This is a genomic window from Allorhizobium sp. GW101-3B10 (assembly GCF_059424725.1).
Genome location: NZ_JBWKZR010000001.1, coordinates 375,390 through 390,146, shown reverse-complemented (window position 1 = coordinate 390,146; position 14,757 = coordinate 375,390). Strand labels below are relative to the sequence as shown.

At 64.3% G+C, this 14,757-nt stretch carries 12 protein-coding genes; 5 read left to right on the top strand and 7 right to left on the bottom strand.

Annotation, left to right across the window (positions count from 1 at the left end; genetic code table 11):
* Positions 1 to 41: 41 nt before the first annotated feature.
* From AC07Y0_RS01825 to AC07Y0_RS01810, 4 genes are all read right to left on the bottom strand, one after another.
* On the bottom strand, positions 42 to 833 hold the full coding sequence (locus AC07Y0_RS01825; protein ID WP_498673971.1) for a carbon-nitrogen hydrolase family protein: 792 nt from the start codon (positions 831 to 833) through the stop codon (positions 42 to 44).
* Positions 834 to 924: 91 nt separating this feature from the next.
* Positions 925 to 1,584, bottom strand: coding sequence for an exopolysaccharide biosynthesis protein (locus AC07Y0_RS01820; protein WP_498673969.1), 660 nt, complete (start codon positions 1,582 to 1,584; stop codon positions 925 to 927).
* 146 nt (positions 1,585 to 1,730) lie between these two features.
* The gene (locus AC07Y0_RS01815; RefSeq protein ID WP_498673968.1) at positions 1,731 to 3,566 is read right to left on the bottom strand and encodes an ABC transporter ATP-binding protein; all 1,836 of its coding nucleotides are present in this window, start codon (positions 3,564 to 3,566) and stop codon (positions 1,731 to 1,733) included.
* A 53-nt stretch (positions 3,567 to 3,619) separates the two neighbouring features.
* Positions 3,620 to 4,783, bottom strand: a complete 1,164-nt coding sequence (locus AC07Y0_RS01810) for a M20 aminoacylase family protein (protein ID WP_498673966.1) — start codon at positions 4,781 to 4,783, stop codon at positions 3,620 to 3,622.
* A gap of 323 nt (positions 4,784 to 5,106) precedes the next feature.
* Here AC07Y0_RS01810 and AC07Y0_RS01805 point away from each other — a divergent pair, with 323 nt between their 5' ends.
* From AC07Y0_RS01805 to AC07Y0_RS01795, 3 genes are all read left to right on the top strand, one after another.
* Positions 5,107 to 6,813, top strand: a complete 1,707-nt coding sequence (locus AC07Y0_RS01805; protein ID WP_498673964.1) for a peptide ABC transporter substrate-binding protein — start codon at positions 5,107 to 5,109, stop codon at positions 6,811 to 6,813.
* Between the two features lie 73 nt (positions 6,814 to 6,886).
* Positions 6,887 to 7,897 (top strand): ABC transporter permease, encoded by a 1,011-nt coding sequence (locus AC07Y0_RS01800; RefSeq protein ID WP_498673963.1) that lies wholly within the window; start codon positions 6,887 to 6,889, stop codon positions 7,895 to 7,897.
* Complete coding sequence (locus AC07Y0_RS01795) at positions 7,890 to 8,798, top strand: ABC transporter permease (protein WP_498673961.1); 909 nt, start codon at positions 7,890 to 7,892, stop codon at positions 8,796 to 8,798. The genes AC07Y0_RS01800 and AC07Y0_RS01795 overlap by 8 nt, the downstream gene beginning before the upstream one ends.
* A 156-nt stretch (positions 8,799 to 8,954) precedes the next feature.
* Here AC07Y0_RS01795 and AC07Y0_RS01790 read toward each other — a convergent pair whose 3' ends face one another.
* The 3 genes from AC07Y0_RS01790 to AC07Y0_RS01780 form a co-directional block, all read right to left on the bottom strand.
* On the bottom strand, positions 8,955 to 10,286 hold the full coding sequence (locus AC07Y0_RS01790) for an NAD(P)/FAD-dependent oxidoreductase (protein ID WP_498673959.1): 1,332 nt from the start codon (positions 10,284 to 10,286) through the stop codon (positions 8,955 to 8,957).
* A 164-nt stretch (positions 10,287 to 10,450) separates the two neighbouring features.
* Positions 10,451 to 10,801, bottom strand: coding sequence for a ribbon-helix-helix domain-containing protein (locus AC07Y0_RS01785; RefSeq protein ID WP_498673957.1), 351 nt, complete (start codon positions 10,799 to 10,801; stop codon positions 10,451 to 10,453).
* A gap of 96 nt (positions 10,802 to 10,897) precedes the next feature.
* The gene (locus tag AC07Y0_RS01780; protein ID WP_498673954.1) at positions 10,898 to 11,464 is read right to left on the bottom strand and encodes a DJ-1/PfpI family protein; all 567 of its coding nucleotides are present in this window, start codon (positions 11,462 to 11,464) and stop codon (positions 10,898 to 10,900) included.
* A gap of 245 nt (positions 11,465 to 11,709) precedes the next feature.
* On the opposite strand from AC07Y0_RS01780, the gene AC07Y0_RS01775 reads away from it, so the two are divergent.
* Positions 11,710 to 12,705, top strand: coding sequence for a P1 family peptidase (locus AC07Y0_RS01775; RefSeq protein ID WP_498673951.1), 996 nt, complete (start codon positions 11,710 to 11,712; stop codon positions 12,703 to 12,705).
* Between the two features lie 306 nt (positions 12,706 to 13,011).
* Positions 13,012 to 14,757 carry a PHA/PHB synthase family protein gene (locus tag AC07Y0_RS01770; RefSeq protein WP_498680158.1) on the top strand — a complete coding sequence of 582 codons (1,746 nt, stop codon included), beginning with the start codon at positions 13,012 to 13,014 and terminating at the stop codon, positions 14,755 to 14,757.

Below are 14,757 nucleotides of genomic sequence, written 5' to 3'. Positions count from 1 at the left end.
GATGCATCCGTCCGACGGACAAGGTCGCGGTTGCTCCGAGTCTATCCCAGCCGATAGAGCCCCGTCCGCCGGTCGGCGAGATAGGGGTTCTGCCGGCGGCAGTCGTCATAGGCGGCGGTGTCCATCTCGGCGACGAGCAGGGTTTCGCGCGTGCCGGCGCGGGCCAGTTCGTCGCCGTCAGGGCCGATGATCGCCGACCGGCCGCTGTAGGAGAAGCTGCCCTCCTCACCGCAGAGATCGGCATAGACGAGGAAGATGCCGTTCTCGAAGGCACGGGTCGGCACCACCATGTCGGCGACGCGTCGGCTGATTTCGCCGTTCGGAAGGGCCGTGGGCACCAGCACCAGTTCGGCACCGGCCAGCGCCAGCGTGCGGACATATTCCGGAAACTCGACGTCGTAGCAGATCAGCATGCCGGTGCGGATGCCGAATAGGTCGAAGACCGGCGGCACATCCGCGCCGGGCACGAAGCATGCCCGTTCTCCGTCGCCGTAGAGATGCCCCTTGCGGTAGAATTCACAAGTGCCGTCCGGTCGCGCCACGACCGCCGAATTGTAGACGGCCCCGCCGTCGCGCTCGGGAAACCCCGCGCAGATCGCCAGCTGGAACTCGGCGGCGATGTCGCACAGCGCCCCGACGATCTCGCCGTCCCGGCCCTCGGCGATTTCGGCAAAGCGCTCGGGCGTAAGCCCGTAGCCGCTGACCGCGAGCTCCGGCGCCACCAGCAGTTCGGCCCCCATGTCGCTCGCAGCTTCGGCCGCCTGGGCGATCTTGGCGAGATTGGCGGCCGCATCGCCGGAAACCGGCTGCATCTGGTAGAGCGAGATCAACATGGCATGTCCTGGGCGTGAAATTCGGTCCGCCGACGATAGGCTGCCTTCGACCGCTTTGCAAAGAGGTTGAAGGGCGGGCGGTTTTCGACGGTCAGAAGATCGTCGTTGTCAGCAGCAGGATGAAGCCCTTGACGAGGGCGAACAGCACGCCGGCGACCACCGTCAGCGAGACGACGGTCATCGCCGCTCCCAGCACCACGCATAGGCCGTCGCGCTCGAGAATGCCGAAGGAGAACAGGCATATCGCAATGGCCGGCAGGATGTTGCCAAGCGGCACGGGCAAGATCAGCACGGTGGACAGGATGAGACAGAGCAGGCCGATGATATATTCGGCTGGCGGATAGATGAGAAAGCCGAGGCGCGGCCGCAACATGCGCTCGCCACGCGCCAGCCAGGGCGAGATGCGGCTGACGATCGAGGCGAAGTCGCCGCGCGTCATCGACCGTTCGGCGATGATCTTCGGCAGCCAGGGCGACTGGCCGAGCATCAACTGGGCGGATAGGAAGACGAGTGGGGCGCCGGTGAGGGCCGAAGTGCCCGGCGGCGTGGGGATGATGTTCGGCAGTGCGAAGATCAGGATCAGCGCACCGAAGGCGCGATCACCCATGGCCTGGAAGATGTCGGCAACGGAAACGCGGTCCCGGCTTTCGTCACCGGCAATGCTCGTCAGGATATCGGAGAGCCGACCACCGCGCCTGCGGGCGCCGCGATCCCCGGGATCGTTCGAATGCTCGCCGTTTGTCTCCGCCATGCCATTTCCCCACCGGCTCTCGCCCGAATGCCCCTTGGCCCTAACCGAGAACAATGACGGATGTTTGATTAGGGGCAGATGAAATCTGCGCACCTCCAGTGGAAACAGGCCCGATCGAGAAGGCAGGCGATCGGACGCACCTGCCCTTACATCTGCACGAGATGCCCGGCCGAGACCTCGCGATATTGCCGCACTGGCGGCACATAGCCGACCGGCCGCACCGGGCTCTTGATCTCGTCGGTCGAGATGTTGCGCTTCAGGCTGCGACGTGCGGGGTCCGGGATCGGCACGGCCGCCATCAGCTTGCGCGTATAGGCATGCTGCGGATTGTCGAAAACCGCCTGGCGCGGACCGATCTCGACGATCTCGCCGAGATACATCACCGCCACCCGGTGGCTGACCCGCTCGACCACGGCCATGTCGTGGGAAATGAACAGATAGGCGAGATTGAAGCTCTGCTGCAGGTCGAGCAGCAGGTTGCAGACCTGCGCCTTGATCGACACGTCGAGCGCCGAGACCGCCTCGTCGGCGACAATCACCTTGGGATCGAGCATCAGCGAGCGGGCGATCGCGATGCGCTGGCGCTGACCGCCGGAGAATTCGTGCGGATAGCGCCGCATCATGTCGGCCTTCAGCCCTACCCGCTCGAGCAGGTCGGCGGCCTTGTCGCGGGCCTGCGCCTTCGGCCCCAGGCCATGTTCGACGAAGGGCTCCATCACCGCGCTGCCGACGCTCATGCGCGGATCAAGGCTGGCGAACGGATCCTGGAACACCATCTGGATGCTGCGTCGCATCTTGCGCAGCGATGTCCGGTCGAGGTTGACGACGTCATAACCGTCGAGCGAGATCGCGCCAGCGGTCGGCTCGACCAGCCGGGTGATCGAGCGCCCCGTCGTCGACTTGCCGCAACCCGATTCGCCGACCAGCGCCAGCGTCTCTCCTTCGCGCAGGTCGAAGGAGACGTTCTCCACCGCGTGCACGGCGCCGCTCTTGCGGCCGAGCAGGCCGGAATGGATGTCGAAGCGCGTGGTGAGGTTTTTCACCTCCAGCACCGGCCGCTTGGTACCGTCGACGCCGCCGGCTTCCGTCTCCGGAATGCGGGTCTCGCCCGTGACGATGTCGATCACCGGAAAGCGCATGGGCCGCAAGCGCCCGCCCATCGAGCCGAGCTTCGGCACGGCCGACAGCAGCGCCCGCGTATAGGGGTGCTTGCCGCGATTGAAGATGTCGTCGGTGGACCCCGTCTCCACCGCCTCGCCGCGATACATCACGATCGTCCGGTCGGAGACCTCCGCCACCACGCCCATGTCATGGGTGATGAACAGCACCGCCATGCCTTCCTCGTCCTGCAGCACCTTGATCAGGTCGAGGATCTGGCCCTGGATGGTGACATCAAGCGCCGTCGTCGGCTCGTCGGCGATCAGGAGCTTGGGGCGGCTGGCGAGCGCCATGGCGATCATCACGCGCTGGCGCATGCCGCCGGAAAACTGATGCGGGTAGTCGCCGAAACGGTTCTTGGCGTTCGGGATGCGAACCTTGTCCAGAAGCCGCAGCACCTCGGTCTTCGCCTCGGCGGCCGAGACGTCGCGATGGCAGGTAATAGCCTCGGCGATCTGCTTGCCGATCGGGAAGATCGGGTTGAGCGAGGTCATCGGCTCCTGGAAGATCATGGCGATCTCGTTGCCGCGCACCCTGCGCATCTCCTCGGAGCCGAGCGTGAGCAGTTCCCGCCCGTTCAGCTTGACGCTGCCCTCGATGCGGCTCGAATTCTGCGGCAGCAGCCGCATGATCGACAGTGAGGTGACGCTCTTGCCCGAACCGGATTCGCCGACGATCGCCACCGTCTCGCGCGGAGCGACATCGAAGCTCACGCCCTTGACCACCGACCGCCACTCGTCGCCGACCTTGAAGGAGGTCGTCAGGTCCCGGACCGAGAGGACCGGGGCATCGCCCTGAAGATTGCCATTCGCCTTATCCACCATCCGACACATCCCTTGAAGCCTACGATTTCCGACAAGAACCTGGGGTCGCGGCCCTATGCCGCGAGCGCCGTCTCCGCGAGCGTCACCCAATAGCTGATGCCATAGGGGATCGCCTCGTCATTGAAGTCGTAGGCCGAATGGTGAAGGTTGGCGCTGTCGCCATTGCCGATGAAGACGAAGCTGCCAGGACGCGCCTCCAGCATGTAGGAAAAGTCCTCCGCCCCCATCATCGGCGGCAGGTCGCCATCGACCGCCCGTTCGCCGGAGATCCGCCGCATGACGCCCAGCGCGAATTCGGTCTCGTGGGCATGGTTGAACGTCACCGGATAGCCGCGCCGATAGTGCACGTCGGCGCTGGCGCCGAAGCTCGCGGCCATGCCATTCGCCACCTCGCTCAGGCGCTTTTCGGCATAGTCCCGGGTCTCGGGCAGGAGCGTGCGGATCGTGCCGGTCAGCTTGACGGTATTGGGGATGACGTTCGAGGCCTCGCCGCCATGAACCGTCGCCACCGTGACGACCACCGATTTCAGCGGATCCACCTCGCGCGAGGCGATCGACTGGAGCGCGATGACGATGTGGGAGGAGACCAGCACGGGGTCGATGGTCTTGTGCGGCTGGGCCGCATGGCCGCCGCGCCCATGCACGATGATCTCGAATTCGTCGGCCGCCGCCATCACCGAACCCTTGCGGGTGGCGAAGTGTCCGACCGGAATGCCGGGATGGTTGTGCATCCCGTAGACCTGCGAAATCCCGAAGGTCTCCATCATGCCATCCTCGACCATCTCGCGGCCGCCGCCGCCGCCCTCTTCGGCCGGCTGGAAGATCACCGCGACGGAACCGCGGAAATTGCGGGTCTCGGCGAGATATTTCGCCGCGCCCAGCAGCATGGCGGTGTGCCCGTCATGGCCGCAGGCATGCATCTTGCCCGGCGTCTTCGACGCCCATTCCTTGCCGCTCGTCTCGTAGATCGGCAGGGCGTCCATGTCGGCGCGGAATCCGACCACCGGCCCGTCGCCGCGGTTGCCCTTGATGATGGCGACGACGCCGGTCCGGCCGATGCCGGTCTCGACCACGTCACAACCAAAGGATGTCAGCTTCTCGGCGACGAATTCGGCCGTCTCGTAGACGTCGAACAGCAGTTCCGGGTTCTCATGAAGGTGGCGGCGCCAGGCGGCTACCTCGCCCTGCAATTCGCTGGCACGGTTCAACACAGGCATGCGTTCGGTCCTCGATTATTCTTATGGTTCCCACTCTTGTTGCGTCATACTGCGCTGCCTCAAAGCGCTTTTGCAAGCCGCAATTTTCCGCCTTGAACGCAAAATAGGCCTATGCTTAGATGGCTCAAATTTTGATCAGGCCCGCCATCTTCGGATGTCTTTTTCGAACGGGCGGCGATTTTCAGCGGAGGCCAACCAGTCAAAATTACGAAACAAGGCCCGATATATAGGCGGAACGGGCCTTGATTGCCGGGAGAGCGGGAACTCTCCTTCGGCGGCTTTGACCATCACAACTCCAACTATAAAAACAGGGGAATGACGACATGCAGAAACTTCGCATACTATTGGCAGCTTCGGCTGCAGCGCTGGCCTTCCAGGCCGCGCCTGCGCTGGCCGAGCGAGGCTCGGACGGTGAACTGAAGATCCTCTTCTGGCAGGCCGTTTCGACCCTGAACCCCTATCTCTCCGGCGGCACCAAGGAAGTCTACAGCTCGTCCATGGTGCTCGAGCCGCTCGCCCGCTATGACGAGACCGGCGGGCTGGTGCCGATGCTCGCCGCCGAAATCCCGACCGTCGAGAACGGCGGCGTCGCGGCCGACCTGAAGAGCATCACCTGGAAGCTGAAGCCCGATCTGAAGTGGTCGGACGGCTCGGCCGTGACGGCAGACGACGCCATCTTCACCTGGAAGTATTGCACGGCGCCGGACGGCGGCTGCGCCCAGGCCGCGTATTACGAAGGCGTGACCAATGTCGAGGCGGTCGACGCCTCCACCATCAAGGTATCCTTCGCCGAAGCCAAGCCCTACCCCTATAGCGCCTTTGTCGGTGCCCAGTCGCCGATCATCCAGGCCGCCCAGTTCAAGGATTGCCTCGGCGCCAAGGCACCTGAATGCACCGACGCCAACTTCGGTCCGATCGGCACCGGCCCCTTCGTCGTCAAGGAGTTCAAGGCCAACGACGTCATCACCTTCGAAGCCAATGCCAACTATCGTGACCCGGCCAAGCCCGCTTTCGCCACCGTGACGCTGAAGGGTGGCGGTGACGCGGCATCGGCCGCCCGTGCCGTGCTTGAGACCGGCGAATTCGACTATGCGTGGAACATGCAGGTCGAGCCGGAAATCCTCGCCACCATGGTCGCCGCCGGCAAGGGCACGCTGGTCACCGCTTTCGGCACCCAGGTCGAACGTATCGACGTCAACGCCTTCGCCGTCGACTCCTCGCTCGGCGACAAGCGTTCCACCAAGGAAGCAGGCCCGCATCGGGCCTTCAAGGATCCGGCCGTGCGCAGGGCCCTGTCGCTCGCCATCGACCGCGACATCATCGACGAGGCCGGCTATGGCGAAGCGGGTCAGCCGACCTGCAACATCCTGCCGGCGCCGGATATCTACAAGTCGACCGACGTCGACTGGTGCCTGAAGCAGGACGTCGAGGGCGCCAACAAGCTTCTTGACGATGCCGGCTGGGTCAAGGGCTCCGACGGCATCCGCGAGAAAGACGGCGTGAAACTGTCCTTCCTCTACCAGAGCTCCACCAACTCGGTGCGTCAAGCCACCCAGGCGCTGGTCAAGGACATGTGGTCGCAGATCGGCGTCGATGTCGAACTGCGCAACATCGCGGCCTCGGTCTTCTTCGGCGGCGATCCGGCCTCCCCGGACACCTTCCAGAAGTTCTATGCCGACCTCCAGATGTACACCAACAACTTCGACGGCACCGATCCGGAGAAGTATATGGCCGGCTGGATGTGCGACAAGATCCCGAGCCCGGCCAATGGCTGGCAGGGCGAGAACATCGTTCGCTACTGCAATGCGGACTATGACAAGCTGGTCGTCGAACTCGGCAAGACCGCCAAGCTCGAGGACCGCGCGGTCATCGCCAAGAAGCTGAACGACATGCTGACCAACGACGTGGCGCAGATCCCGCTCATCCATCGCGGTAGCGTCTCGTCCCATTCGGTCACCCTCGAAGGCGTCAAGATGAACGCCTGGGACAGCGAACTGTGGAACGTCGCTGACTGGACTCGCAAGAAGTAAGTGCCGTTTCGCCGGGCCTGCATCCCCGCCGGCCCGGCGACCGCCCTCTTCGTGACAGTCAGGGGACCATCCGATGTTCACCTACACTCTGCGGCGATTGCTGTTTGCAATCCCGACGCTGCTCATTATTAGCTTCATTATCTTCGCCCTGCTGGATCTCGCTCCCAACGATCCCCTCGGCGACCTGCCCTTGACCATTCCGCCCGAAGTTCGCGAACAGATGCGAGCCGCGCTGGGCCTGGATCAACCCTTCTTCATCCGCTTCCTCAAATGGCTGCAGCAGTTCTTCGTCAACGAACCGCTGAACATCTTCGAACAGCTGACCGGGCTGACCATCGGCACGGGCGAACGCCTGCGCGTGCTGTCCTGGGCCACCCGCAGCCCGGTCGTCGACCTCATCGTCCAGCGCCTGCCCCAGACGCTCTGGGTCGTCGGCCTGTCCTATCTGTTCGGCGTCCTGCTGGCGATCCCGATCGGGGTGATCTCAGCCTACAAGCAGTATTCGGTGTTCGACCAGATCGGCACCTTCGTCTCGATGGTCGGCTATTCCGTGCCGACCTTCTTCACCGGCGTGCTGCTGATCGTCATCTTCAGCTCGCACCTGCAGTGGTTCCCGTCGATCTACGACACCAATCTGGTCGTCAACGACTGGTCGAGCTTCCTCGCCCAGGTCAGGCAGATGTTCCTGCCGGTCGTCGTGCTCACCCTCTACAATACCTCGCAGATCAGCCGCTTCGTGCGGGCCTCCATGCTCGACAACCTGCACCAGGACTATGTCCGCACCGCGCGGGCCAAGGGGGTGAAGGAAAAGGTCGTGCTTCTGGTGCATGTGCTGCGCAACAGCCTGATCCCGGTGGTGACGGTCATCGCGCTCGGCGTTCCCACCATCTTCTCCGGCGCCATCATCACCGAACAGATCTTCCGGGTGAACGGGCTTGGCCAATTGCTGATCACCGCCATCCAGGGCGCCGACATTCCGCTGGTGCAGACGCTCACCTTCATCTTCGCGGTGCTGATCGTTCTCTTCAACCTGATTGCCGACGTCCTCTACGGCATTCTCGACCCGAGGATTCGCTATGACTGACGCCATCGCCACCATCGAACAGCCGAGCGGCTCGTTCGCCGGAGATCTCTGGCGCCAGTTCCGGGCACATCCGGGCGGCGTCGCGGGGCTCATTGTCTTCGCCTTCATCGTCATCGCCGTCTATTTGGGACCGTTCATCCACACGATCGACCCGAACAAGATCGACATCAAGGCGAAGAACCAGGGACCGTCCTGGGTCCATCCCTTCGGCACCGACAATCTCGGCCACGACATGCTGGCCCAGGTTCTCGCCGGCGGGCAGATCTCGCTTGCAGTCGGCATCACGGCCATGCTGCTGGCCCTGCTGCTCGGCACGCTGGTCGGCGTCCTGTCCGGCTACTTCAAGCGGATCGACGGCATGCTGATGCGGATCACCGACCTGTTCCTCGCCCTGCCGCTGCTGCCGCTGCTGCTGGTGATCATCATGCTGTTCCGCGACACACTCAGGGCCGCCTTCGGCCCGGAGACGGGGATCTTCATCCTGATCGTCTTCGTCATCGGAGTGACCAGCTGGATGCACACCGCCCGCATCGTGCGCGGCGACGTGCTGGCCGTCAAAAGCCAGGAATTCGTGCTGGCGGCCAAGGCGAGCGGCATGTGGGAATACCGGGTGATCCTCAAGCACATCCTGCCGAACGTCATGAGCTCGATCATGGTTTCGGCGACGCTCGGCATCGCCTCGGCGATCATCACGGAATCGGCGCTGTCCTTCCTCGGCCTCGGCTTCCCGTCGGACTTCCCCACCTGGGGCCGGCTGCTGTTCGACGGCGCAAACTTCCTGCAGATCAACCCGTCGCGCGTCCTCTGGCCGGGTCTCGCCATCTCGCTCACGGTGCTCAGCGTCAACTATATCGGCGACGCGATCCGCGATGCGCTCGATCCGAGGATGATGAAGCGCTGAAGCTTCCCTTCTCCCCATCGGGGAGAAGGTGGCCCGAAGGGCCGGATGAGGGGGCGAAGCCAACTGATCTCAGCGCACGAGGCGTCCTCATTGCCCCGTCCTGAGCCGGTCGCAGGGTTCTCGGCCCTTCTCCCCCGGGGAGAAGAGTCGTTCTCCTCACACCCCGCTGATGATCTCGATCTTCGAACCGTCGAAGAAACGCGACAGGCGGAAGGCTTTCGGGTCGACGCAAGGGGCGTGACCAGTGACGAGGTCCGCCATCAGGCGCCCCGCCCCCGGACCGATGCCGAAACCGTGGCCGGAGAAACCGGTGGCGATGAAGAAACCCGGAACCGCCTCAACCGGCGAAATCACCGGCACGGCGTCCGGAGACACGTCGATATAACCCGCCCAGCGCTGCTCGATCTCCGCCTTGGCGAAGACCGGATAGTCTTGTCTCAGCTGCGCCAGCGCATGATTGGTCCACTTGTCCGAGGGTTTTGGGTCGAGCACCCGGCAGCGCTCGAACGGCGTTTCCTCGTCCATGCGCCAGCGCTGCGCCATGCGGCCCTCCTCGAGAAAACGGCCGGAGACGCGGAAGCGCAGCGAACGCCACTCGCTCTTCAGCGCGGGGAGGAATTTCAGCATGAAGCGGAAGCTGTCCGGCACGATCTCGACGATGTTGTCGTAGCGCGAGGCGATCGTGTAGCCGCCATCCTGGCGCTTACGGAAAGCGAAGTCCTTGCCATAGAGCGTGTGTTCCGGCCCGCCCTCGATCGGCTTGGTGCGGATGACGGTGTTCATCACCTTGAGCTGCGGCAGGTCGATGCCTGCATTGCGGGCAAACAGGCTCGACCAGGCGCCGCCGGCCAGCACGACCGAGGAACAGGCGATCGAACCGCGCTCGGTGACCACGCCGGAGATCTTTCCGCCCGACGTCTCGATGCCGCGCACCGCGCAGCTGGTCAGGATATGCGCGCCCTTGTCGCGCGCCGCCTCTGCGATCGCCGGTGCGGCCTTCTGCGGCTCGGCGCGGCCGTCGGCCGGCGTGAACAACGCGCTCTTGAAGTCGTGCTTCATGCCGGGATAGAGCCCGCTGAATTCCGGCCCGTCGATCATCCGCGACTTCATCTGGTAGTCGCTGAGAATGTCCGGCCACTCGGCATTCTTCGCTGCATATTTGTCGTCGAGCGAAGCAAAGACGATACCGCACTGCTTGTAGCCCGTGTCGCGCCCGGTCCGGGCGTCGAGCCCCTGCCAGATACGAATCGCCTCGGCCATCAGCGGCACCTCGCGCGGGTCACGCCAGGAAATGCGCACCCAGCCCCAGTTGCGGCTCGACTGCTCCTCGCCGATCCCGCCCTTTTCGCACAGCGCCACCGAGACGCCACGTTCGGCCAGTTCCAGCGCCGTCGACACGCCGATGATGCCGCCACCGATGACGACGACATCGACGCGGGCGGGCATGTGCGCGTCACCTTGAACGGGAACGACCTTGGGACCGGGCATGGGGGATGAACTCCTGAAAGACATAGAGGGTCCGGCAGGCGGGGAAGGACGCAGATTGGCTGCCGGTGCAATGGCCGAGCTATAGCACCGGCGGATCGCTTCGTCACGCCGCCAGGCTGACGCAGCGCATTACAAAGGCGGCAGGGCCGACCCCGTCCCGTCCGTCAGTGGTACTTGGCCTTCTCGGCAGTCAGGATATGCTCCGCATCGAGCGCCGCGATCGGCAGGTCGGGATTGGCCGGGATGTCGCCGGACAGCTGCAGTGCCAGATAGCGGCCGCAGCAGACGCGCAGGAACGAGGTGAAATTGCCGAGATCATGCCCGGCGTCGATCGATTCATGATAGAGCTTGGCGATCAGCTGGATCACGGTCATGCCGTCGCGGCGGCCGACCTCCTCCAGCGTCATCCAGAAGAAGTTCTCCAGCCGCACGCTGGTCACCATGCCGTCGATCCGGAGCGACTTCGTCTGGCTTTCCCAGAGGCCCGGATCGGCCTGGATGAAGAGCTTGCACATGGTTTCCTCCCGAATGTGCGGCCTCGACGTGGACAAGACCCTATCGCGAAACGGCGGAGCTCGCAAAGCCCCGCCGTCGCGGCAAAACGTCGTGGATCAGGCGGAAAGCACCGCCATGAACTGCTTGAGCCATGCCGGATGCGCCGGCCATGCTGGCGCGGTCACCAGCTTGCCGTCGGTGACGGCCGCGTCGATGGCGATGTCGGCATAGGTGCCGCCGGCGAGTTCCACTTCGGGGCGGCAGGCCGGATAGGCCGAACAGGTGCGGCCTTCGAGGACGCGGGCGGCGGCGAGGATCTGGGCGCCGTGGCAGACGGCGGCGACCGGCTTGTCGGCGTCGAAGAAGTGCTTCACGGCGGCAATCACCTCCGGATTGAGACGCAGATACTCCGGCGCCCGGCCGCCCGGAATGACCAGCGCGTCATAGTCCGATGCCTTGATGTCGGCGAAGGTGGCGTTGAGCGCGAAATTGTGGCCGCGCTTTTCCGTGTAGGTCTGGTCGCCTTCGAAATCATGGATCGAGGTGGCGATCGTCTGGCCGGCCTTCTTCCCGGGGCAGACGGCGTCGACGGTATACCCACAGGCCAGCAGCGTCTGGAACGGCACCATGGTCTCGTAGTCTTCGGCAAAATCGCCGGTGATCATCAGAATCTTTTTCGACATGTCATCCTCCCGTTCTGGAATGTCGGGCGGACGCTAGCAAATCGCCTGCGGCAGCGGGTATTATCGCCATACTACAGCGGCATATTTCGAAGGCCGGGCAGTTGTCCGTCTCGCGGCCCCATGCTCTTCCGGCGCACCATCCTCCTCCTATGGCTTGATTCCGATCACGGACGAGGCCAATCTCCGCGCATATTTTCAAGGCCATAGGTGGTTCCCTCGGAACCGTAGCGCATACGAGGAGCGGCATGACATCCCAACTCAATCTTCTGACCGATGTCGAAGGCGTTGCCGTCGGCCATGCGACCGACCTGAAGCTCGGGTCCGGGGTGACCGTGATCGTCTTCGACCGGCCGGCCACAGCCTCGGGCAGCGTGCTCGGCGGCGCGCCGGGTGGGCGGGAGACGGCGCTCCTCGATCCGGGAATGACGGTGGAAGCGGTCGATGCCTTCGTGCTGTCGGGCGGATCGGCCTTCGGCCTCGATGCCGCTGGCGGCGTGCAGGCGGGGCTTCGCGCCATCGGACGGGGCTTCCCTGTCGGCGATGTCCGGGTGCCGATCGTGCCGCAGGTGATCCTGATGGATCTGCTCAACGGCGGGAACAAGGACTGGGGCCTGCATTCGCCCTATCGCGACATGGGCTATGATGCCTTCATGGCGGCGAAACACGGTCCGTTCGAACTCGGCAGCGTCGGCGCCGGCACTGGCGCGACGACGGCCACCTTCAAGGGGGGCCTGGGCTCCGCCAGCGCCATGACCAGCGGTGGCCATACCATCGCCGCCATCGCCGCGGTCAATGCCATGGGCTCGGCCACGATCGGCGACGGTCCGTTCTTCTGGGCCGCCCCCTTCGAGCTCGACGACGAGTTCGGCGGCATCGGCCTTCCGGCCAATTTCTCCTCGCCCGACACCATCCTGCGCGCAAAAGGCATCAACCTGACCGCCACCACGATCGGCGCGGTCGTCACCGATGCAGCGCTGACCAAGGCGCAAACCCACCGCCTGTCGATCATGGCCCATGACGGGCTTGCCCGCGCCGTGCTGCCCGCCCACCTTCCGGCCGACGGCGATACCATCTTCTCGGCCGCGACAAGTCGCCGGGCGCTCACCAGTTCCACCGATTTCATGGAACTCTGCCATCTGGCCACCCTCGTCATGGCCCGCGCCATCGCCCGCGGCGTCTTCGAGGCGACATCCCTGCCCGTGGACGGTGCGCAAGCCTCCTGGCGCGATCGCTACGGCTGATCCGAGGCGCCGCCCTCCCGCGGGGGGGGGGCAACGCGGCCGGTTCACAGCCCGGCAAGACGGCATTAAGGGTGCGACGCAGCTTCGATTGAATCACGGCTGCAAAAGCTTATATTGCATTGCAATAACGACGATCATGCGACCGCCGGAAGGCGGATGGAACGGTCGCGTACCCGTCATAATGCTGGGCTATCCGTGGGCGGAAACGACACGCCGAAGCGTGCTGGAGAAGATCGCATGTCTATATCGAGTATGGTCCGGGCCGGTGACCCGTCGCGTGCCAACATGGATACGGCGCTTGATGTCATGGGGTTCGACGATGGGTCCCAGGCCGCCGGCTTCGAGGCACTGACGCGCATGAACGAGGCGCTGATCGCGCCCATGACCGGCGGCCTATCGCCCGCGGCCCTGTCGCTTGCGATCTACGACTGGGCGGTCCACCTGGCCATGGCGCCGGGAAAGCGGCTGGAACTGGCGCAGAAGGCAGTGCGCAAAAGCAACCGCCTTGCGGCCCACATGGCGGCCGCCGCCGTCGATCCGCAAACGCCTCCCTGCATCGAGCCCCTGCCGGGCGACGACCGGTTCAAGGGCGAGGAATGGCAGCACTTTCCCTACAACGTGATGAAACAGTGCTTCCTGCTGAACCAGCAATGGTGGCACAATGTCACCAATGACGTGCCGGGCGTCGCGCCGCATCATGAGGACGTGATCTCCTTTGCCACGCGCCAGATCCTCGACATGTTCTCGCCGTCGAATTCACCGCTGACCAATCCGGTGGTGCAGAAGCGGGCACTGGAAACCGGAGGCATGAACTTCCTCGAAGGTGTCCGCAATTTCATCGAGGACACCAACCGCCAGCTGACCCAGCAGCCGGTCTCCGGCACGGAGGCTTTTCAGCCCGGCGAGACCGTTGCGGTCACTCCGGGCCGGGTCGTCTATCGCAACCGCCTGATAGAACTCATTCAGTATACGCCCGCGACCGAGACGGTCCATGCCGAACCGATCCTGATCGTTCCGGCCTGGATCATGAAATATTACATCCTCGATCTCTCGCCGGAGAATTCGCTGATCCGCTACCTGGTCAGCCAAGGCCACACCGTGTTCTGCATATCCTGGCACAATCCGACCGCCGCCGACCGCGACTTGAACCTCGACGACTACCGTCGGCTCGGCGTCATGGCAGCGCTTGACGCAATCAATGCCATCGTGCCGGAGCGCAAGATCCATGCGACCGGCTATTGCCTCGGCGGCACGCTCCTGTCGATCGCCGCAGCCGCCATGGCGCGGGCGAAGGACGAGCGGCTGGCCTCGGTCACGCTTTTTGCCGCCCAGACGGATTTCAGCGAACCCGGCGAACTCGCCCTGTTCATCGATCACAGCCAGCTGCATTTCCTCGAAAGCGTGATGTGGAATCGCGGCTTCCTCTCCGCCGACCAGATGGCGGGCGCCTTCCAGCTCCTGCGCTCCAACGATCTCGTCTGGTCGCGCATCGTGCACGACTACCTGATGGGCGAACGTACGCCCCTCAACGACCTGATGGCCTGGAATGCCGACACCACCCGCATGCCCTTCCGCATGCACTCGGAATATCTTCAGCGCCTCTACCTCGACAACGAACTCGCCTCCGGCCGCTTCATGGTCGACGAGCGCCCGGCAGCGCTGCAGAACATTCGCGTTCCGGTGTTTGCCGTCGGCACCGAGCGCGACCACGTCGCGCCGTGGACATCGGTCTACAAGATTCATTACCTGACCGACACCGACGTCACCTTCGTGCTGACCAGCGGCGGTCACAATGCCGGTATCGTCAGCGAGCCGGGCCATCCCCACCGTCATTTCCGCACGACGACGAAGAAGGCCGTCGACCCCTGCGTCAGCGCCGAGGAATGGATGGCCGAATGCCCGTCGCAGGAGGGTTCCTGGTGGCCGGCCTGGTCGACCTGGCTTGCATCCCATTCCTCACCGGATAAGGTTGCTCCGCCGCCGATGGGATCGAGCGAAAACGGTTACGTCGCCAAGGAAGCCGCGCCCGGCACCTACGTCCATCAGAGATAG

What these genes read in the sequence shown, in the direction of transcription:
- AC07Y0_RS01800 (WP_498673963.1), top strand. Translation starts at nt 6,887, where the DNA reads ATGTTCACCTACACTCTGCGGCGATTGCTGTTTGCAATCCCGACGCTG.
- AC07Y0_RS01780 (WP_498673954.1), bottom strand. Translation starts at nt 11,464, where the DNA reads ATGTCGAAAAAGATTCTGATGATCACCGGCGATTTTGCCGAAGACTAC.
- AC07Y0_RS01810 (WP_498673966.1), bottom strand. Translation starts at nt 4,783, where the DNA reads ATGCCTGTGTTGAACCGTGCCAGCGAATTGCAGGGCGAGGTAGCCGCC.
- AC07Y0_RS01775 (WP_498673951.1), top strand. Translation starts at nt 11,710, where the DNA reads ATGACATCCCAACTCAATCTTCTGACCGATGTCGAAGGCGTTGCCGTC.
- AC07Y0_RS01795 (WP_498673961.1), top strand. Translation starts at nt 7,890, where the DNA reads ATGACTGACGCCATCGCCACCATCGAACAGCCGAGCGGCTCGTTCGCC.
- AC07Y0_RS01770 (WP_498680158.1), top strand. Translation starts at nt 13,012, where the DNA reads ATGGGGTTCGACGATGGGTCCCAGGCCGCCGGCTTCGAGGCACTGACG.
- AC07Y0_RS01820 (WP_498673969.1), bottom strand. Translation starts at nt 1,584, where the DNA reads ATGGCGGAGACAAACGGCGAGCATTCGAACGATCCCGGGGATCGCGGC.
- AC07Y0_RS01825 (WP_498673971.1), bottom strand. Translation starts at nt 833, where the DNA reads ATGTTGATCTCGCTCTACCAGATGCAGCCGGTTTCCGGCGATGCGGCC.
- AC07Y0_RS01815 (WP_498673968.1), bottom strand. Translation starts at nt 3,566, where the DNA reads ATGGTGGATAAGGCGAATGGCAATCTTCAGGGCGATGCCCCGGTCCTC.
- AC07Y0_RS01785 (WP_498673957.1), bottom strand. Translation starts at nt 10,801, where the DNA reads ATGTGCAAGCTCTTCATCCAGGCCGATCCGGGCCTCTGGGAAAGCCAG.
- AC07Y0_RS01790 (WP_498673959.1), bottom strand. Translation starts at nt 10,286, where the DNA reads ATGCCCGGTCCCAAGGTCGTTCCCGTTCAAGGTGACGCGCACATGCCC.
- AC07Y0_RS01805 (WP_498673964.1), top strand. Translation starts at nt 5,107, where the DNA reads ATGCAGAAACTTCGCATACTATTGGCAGCTTCGGCTGCAGCGCTGGCC.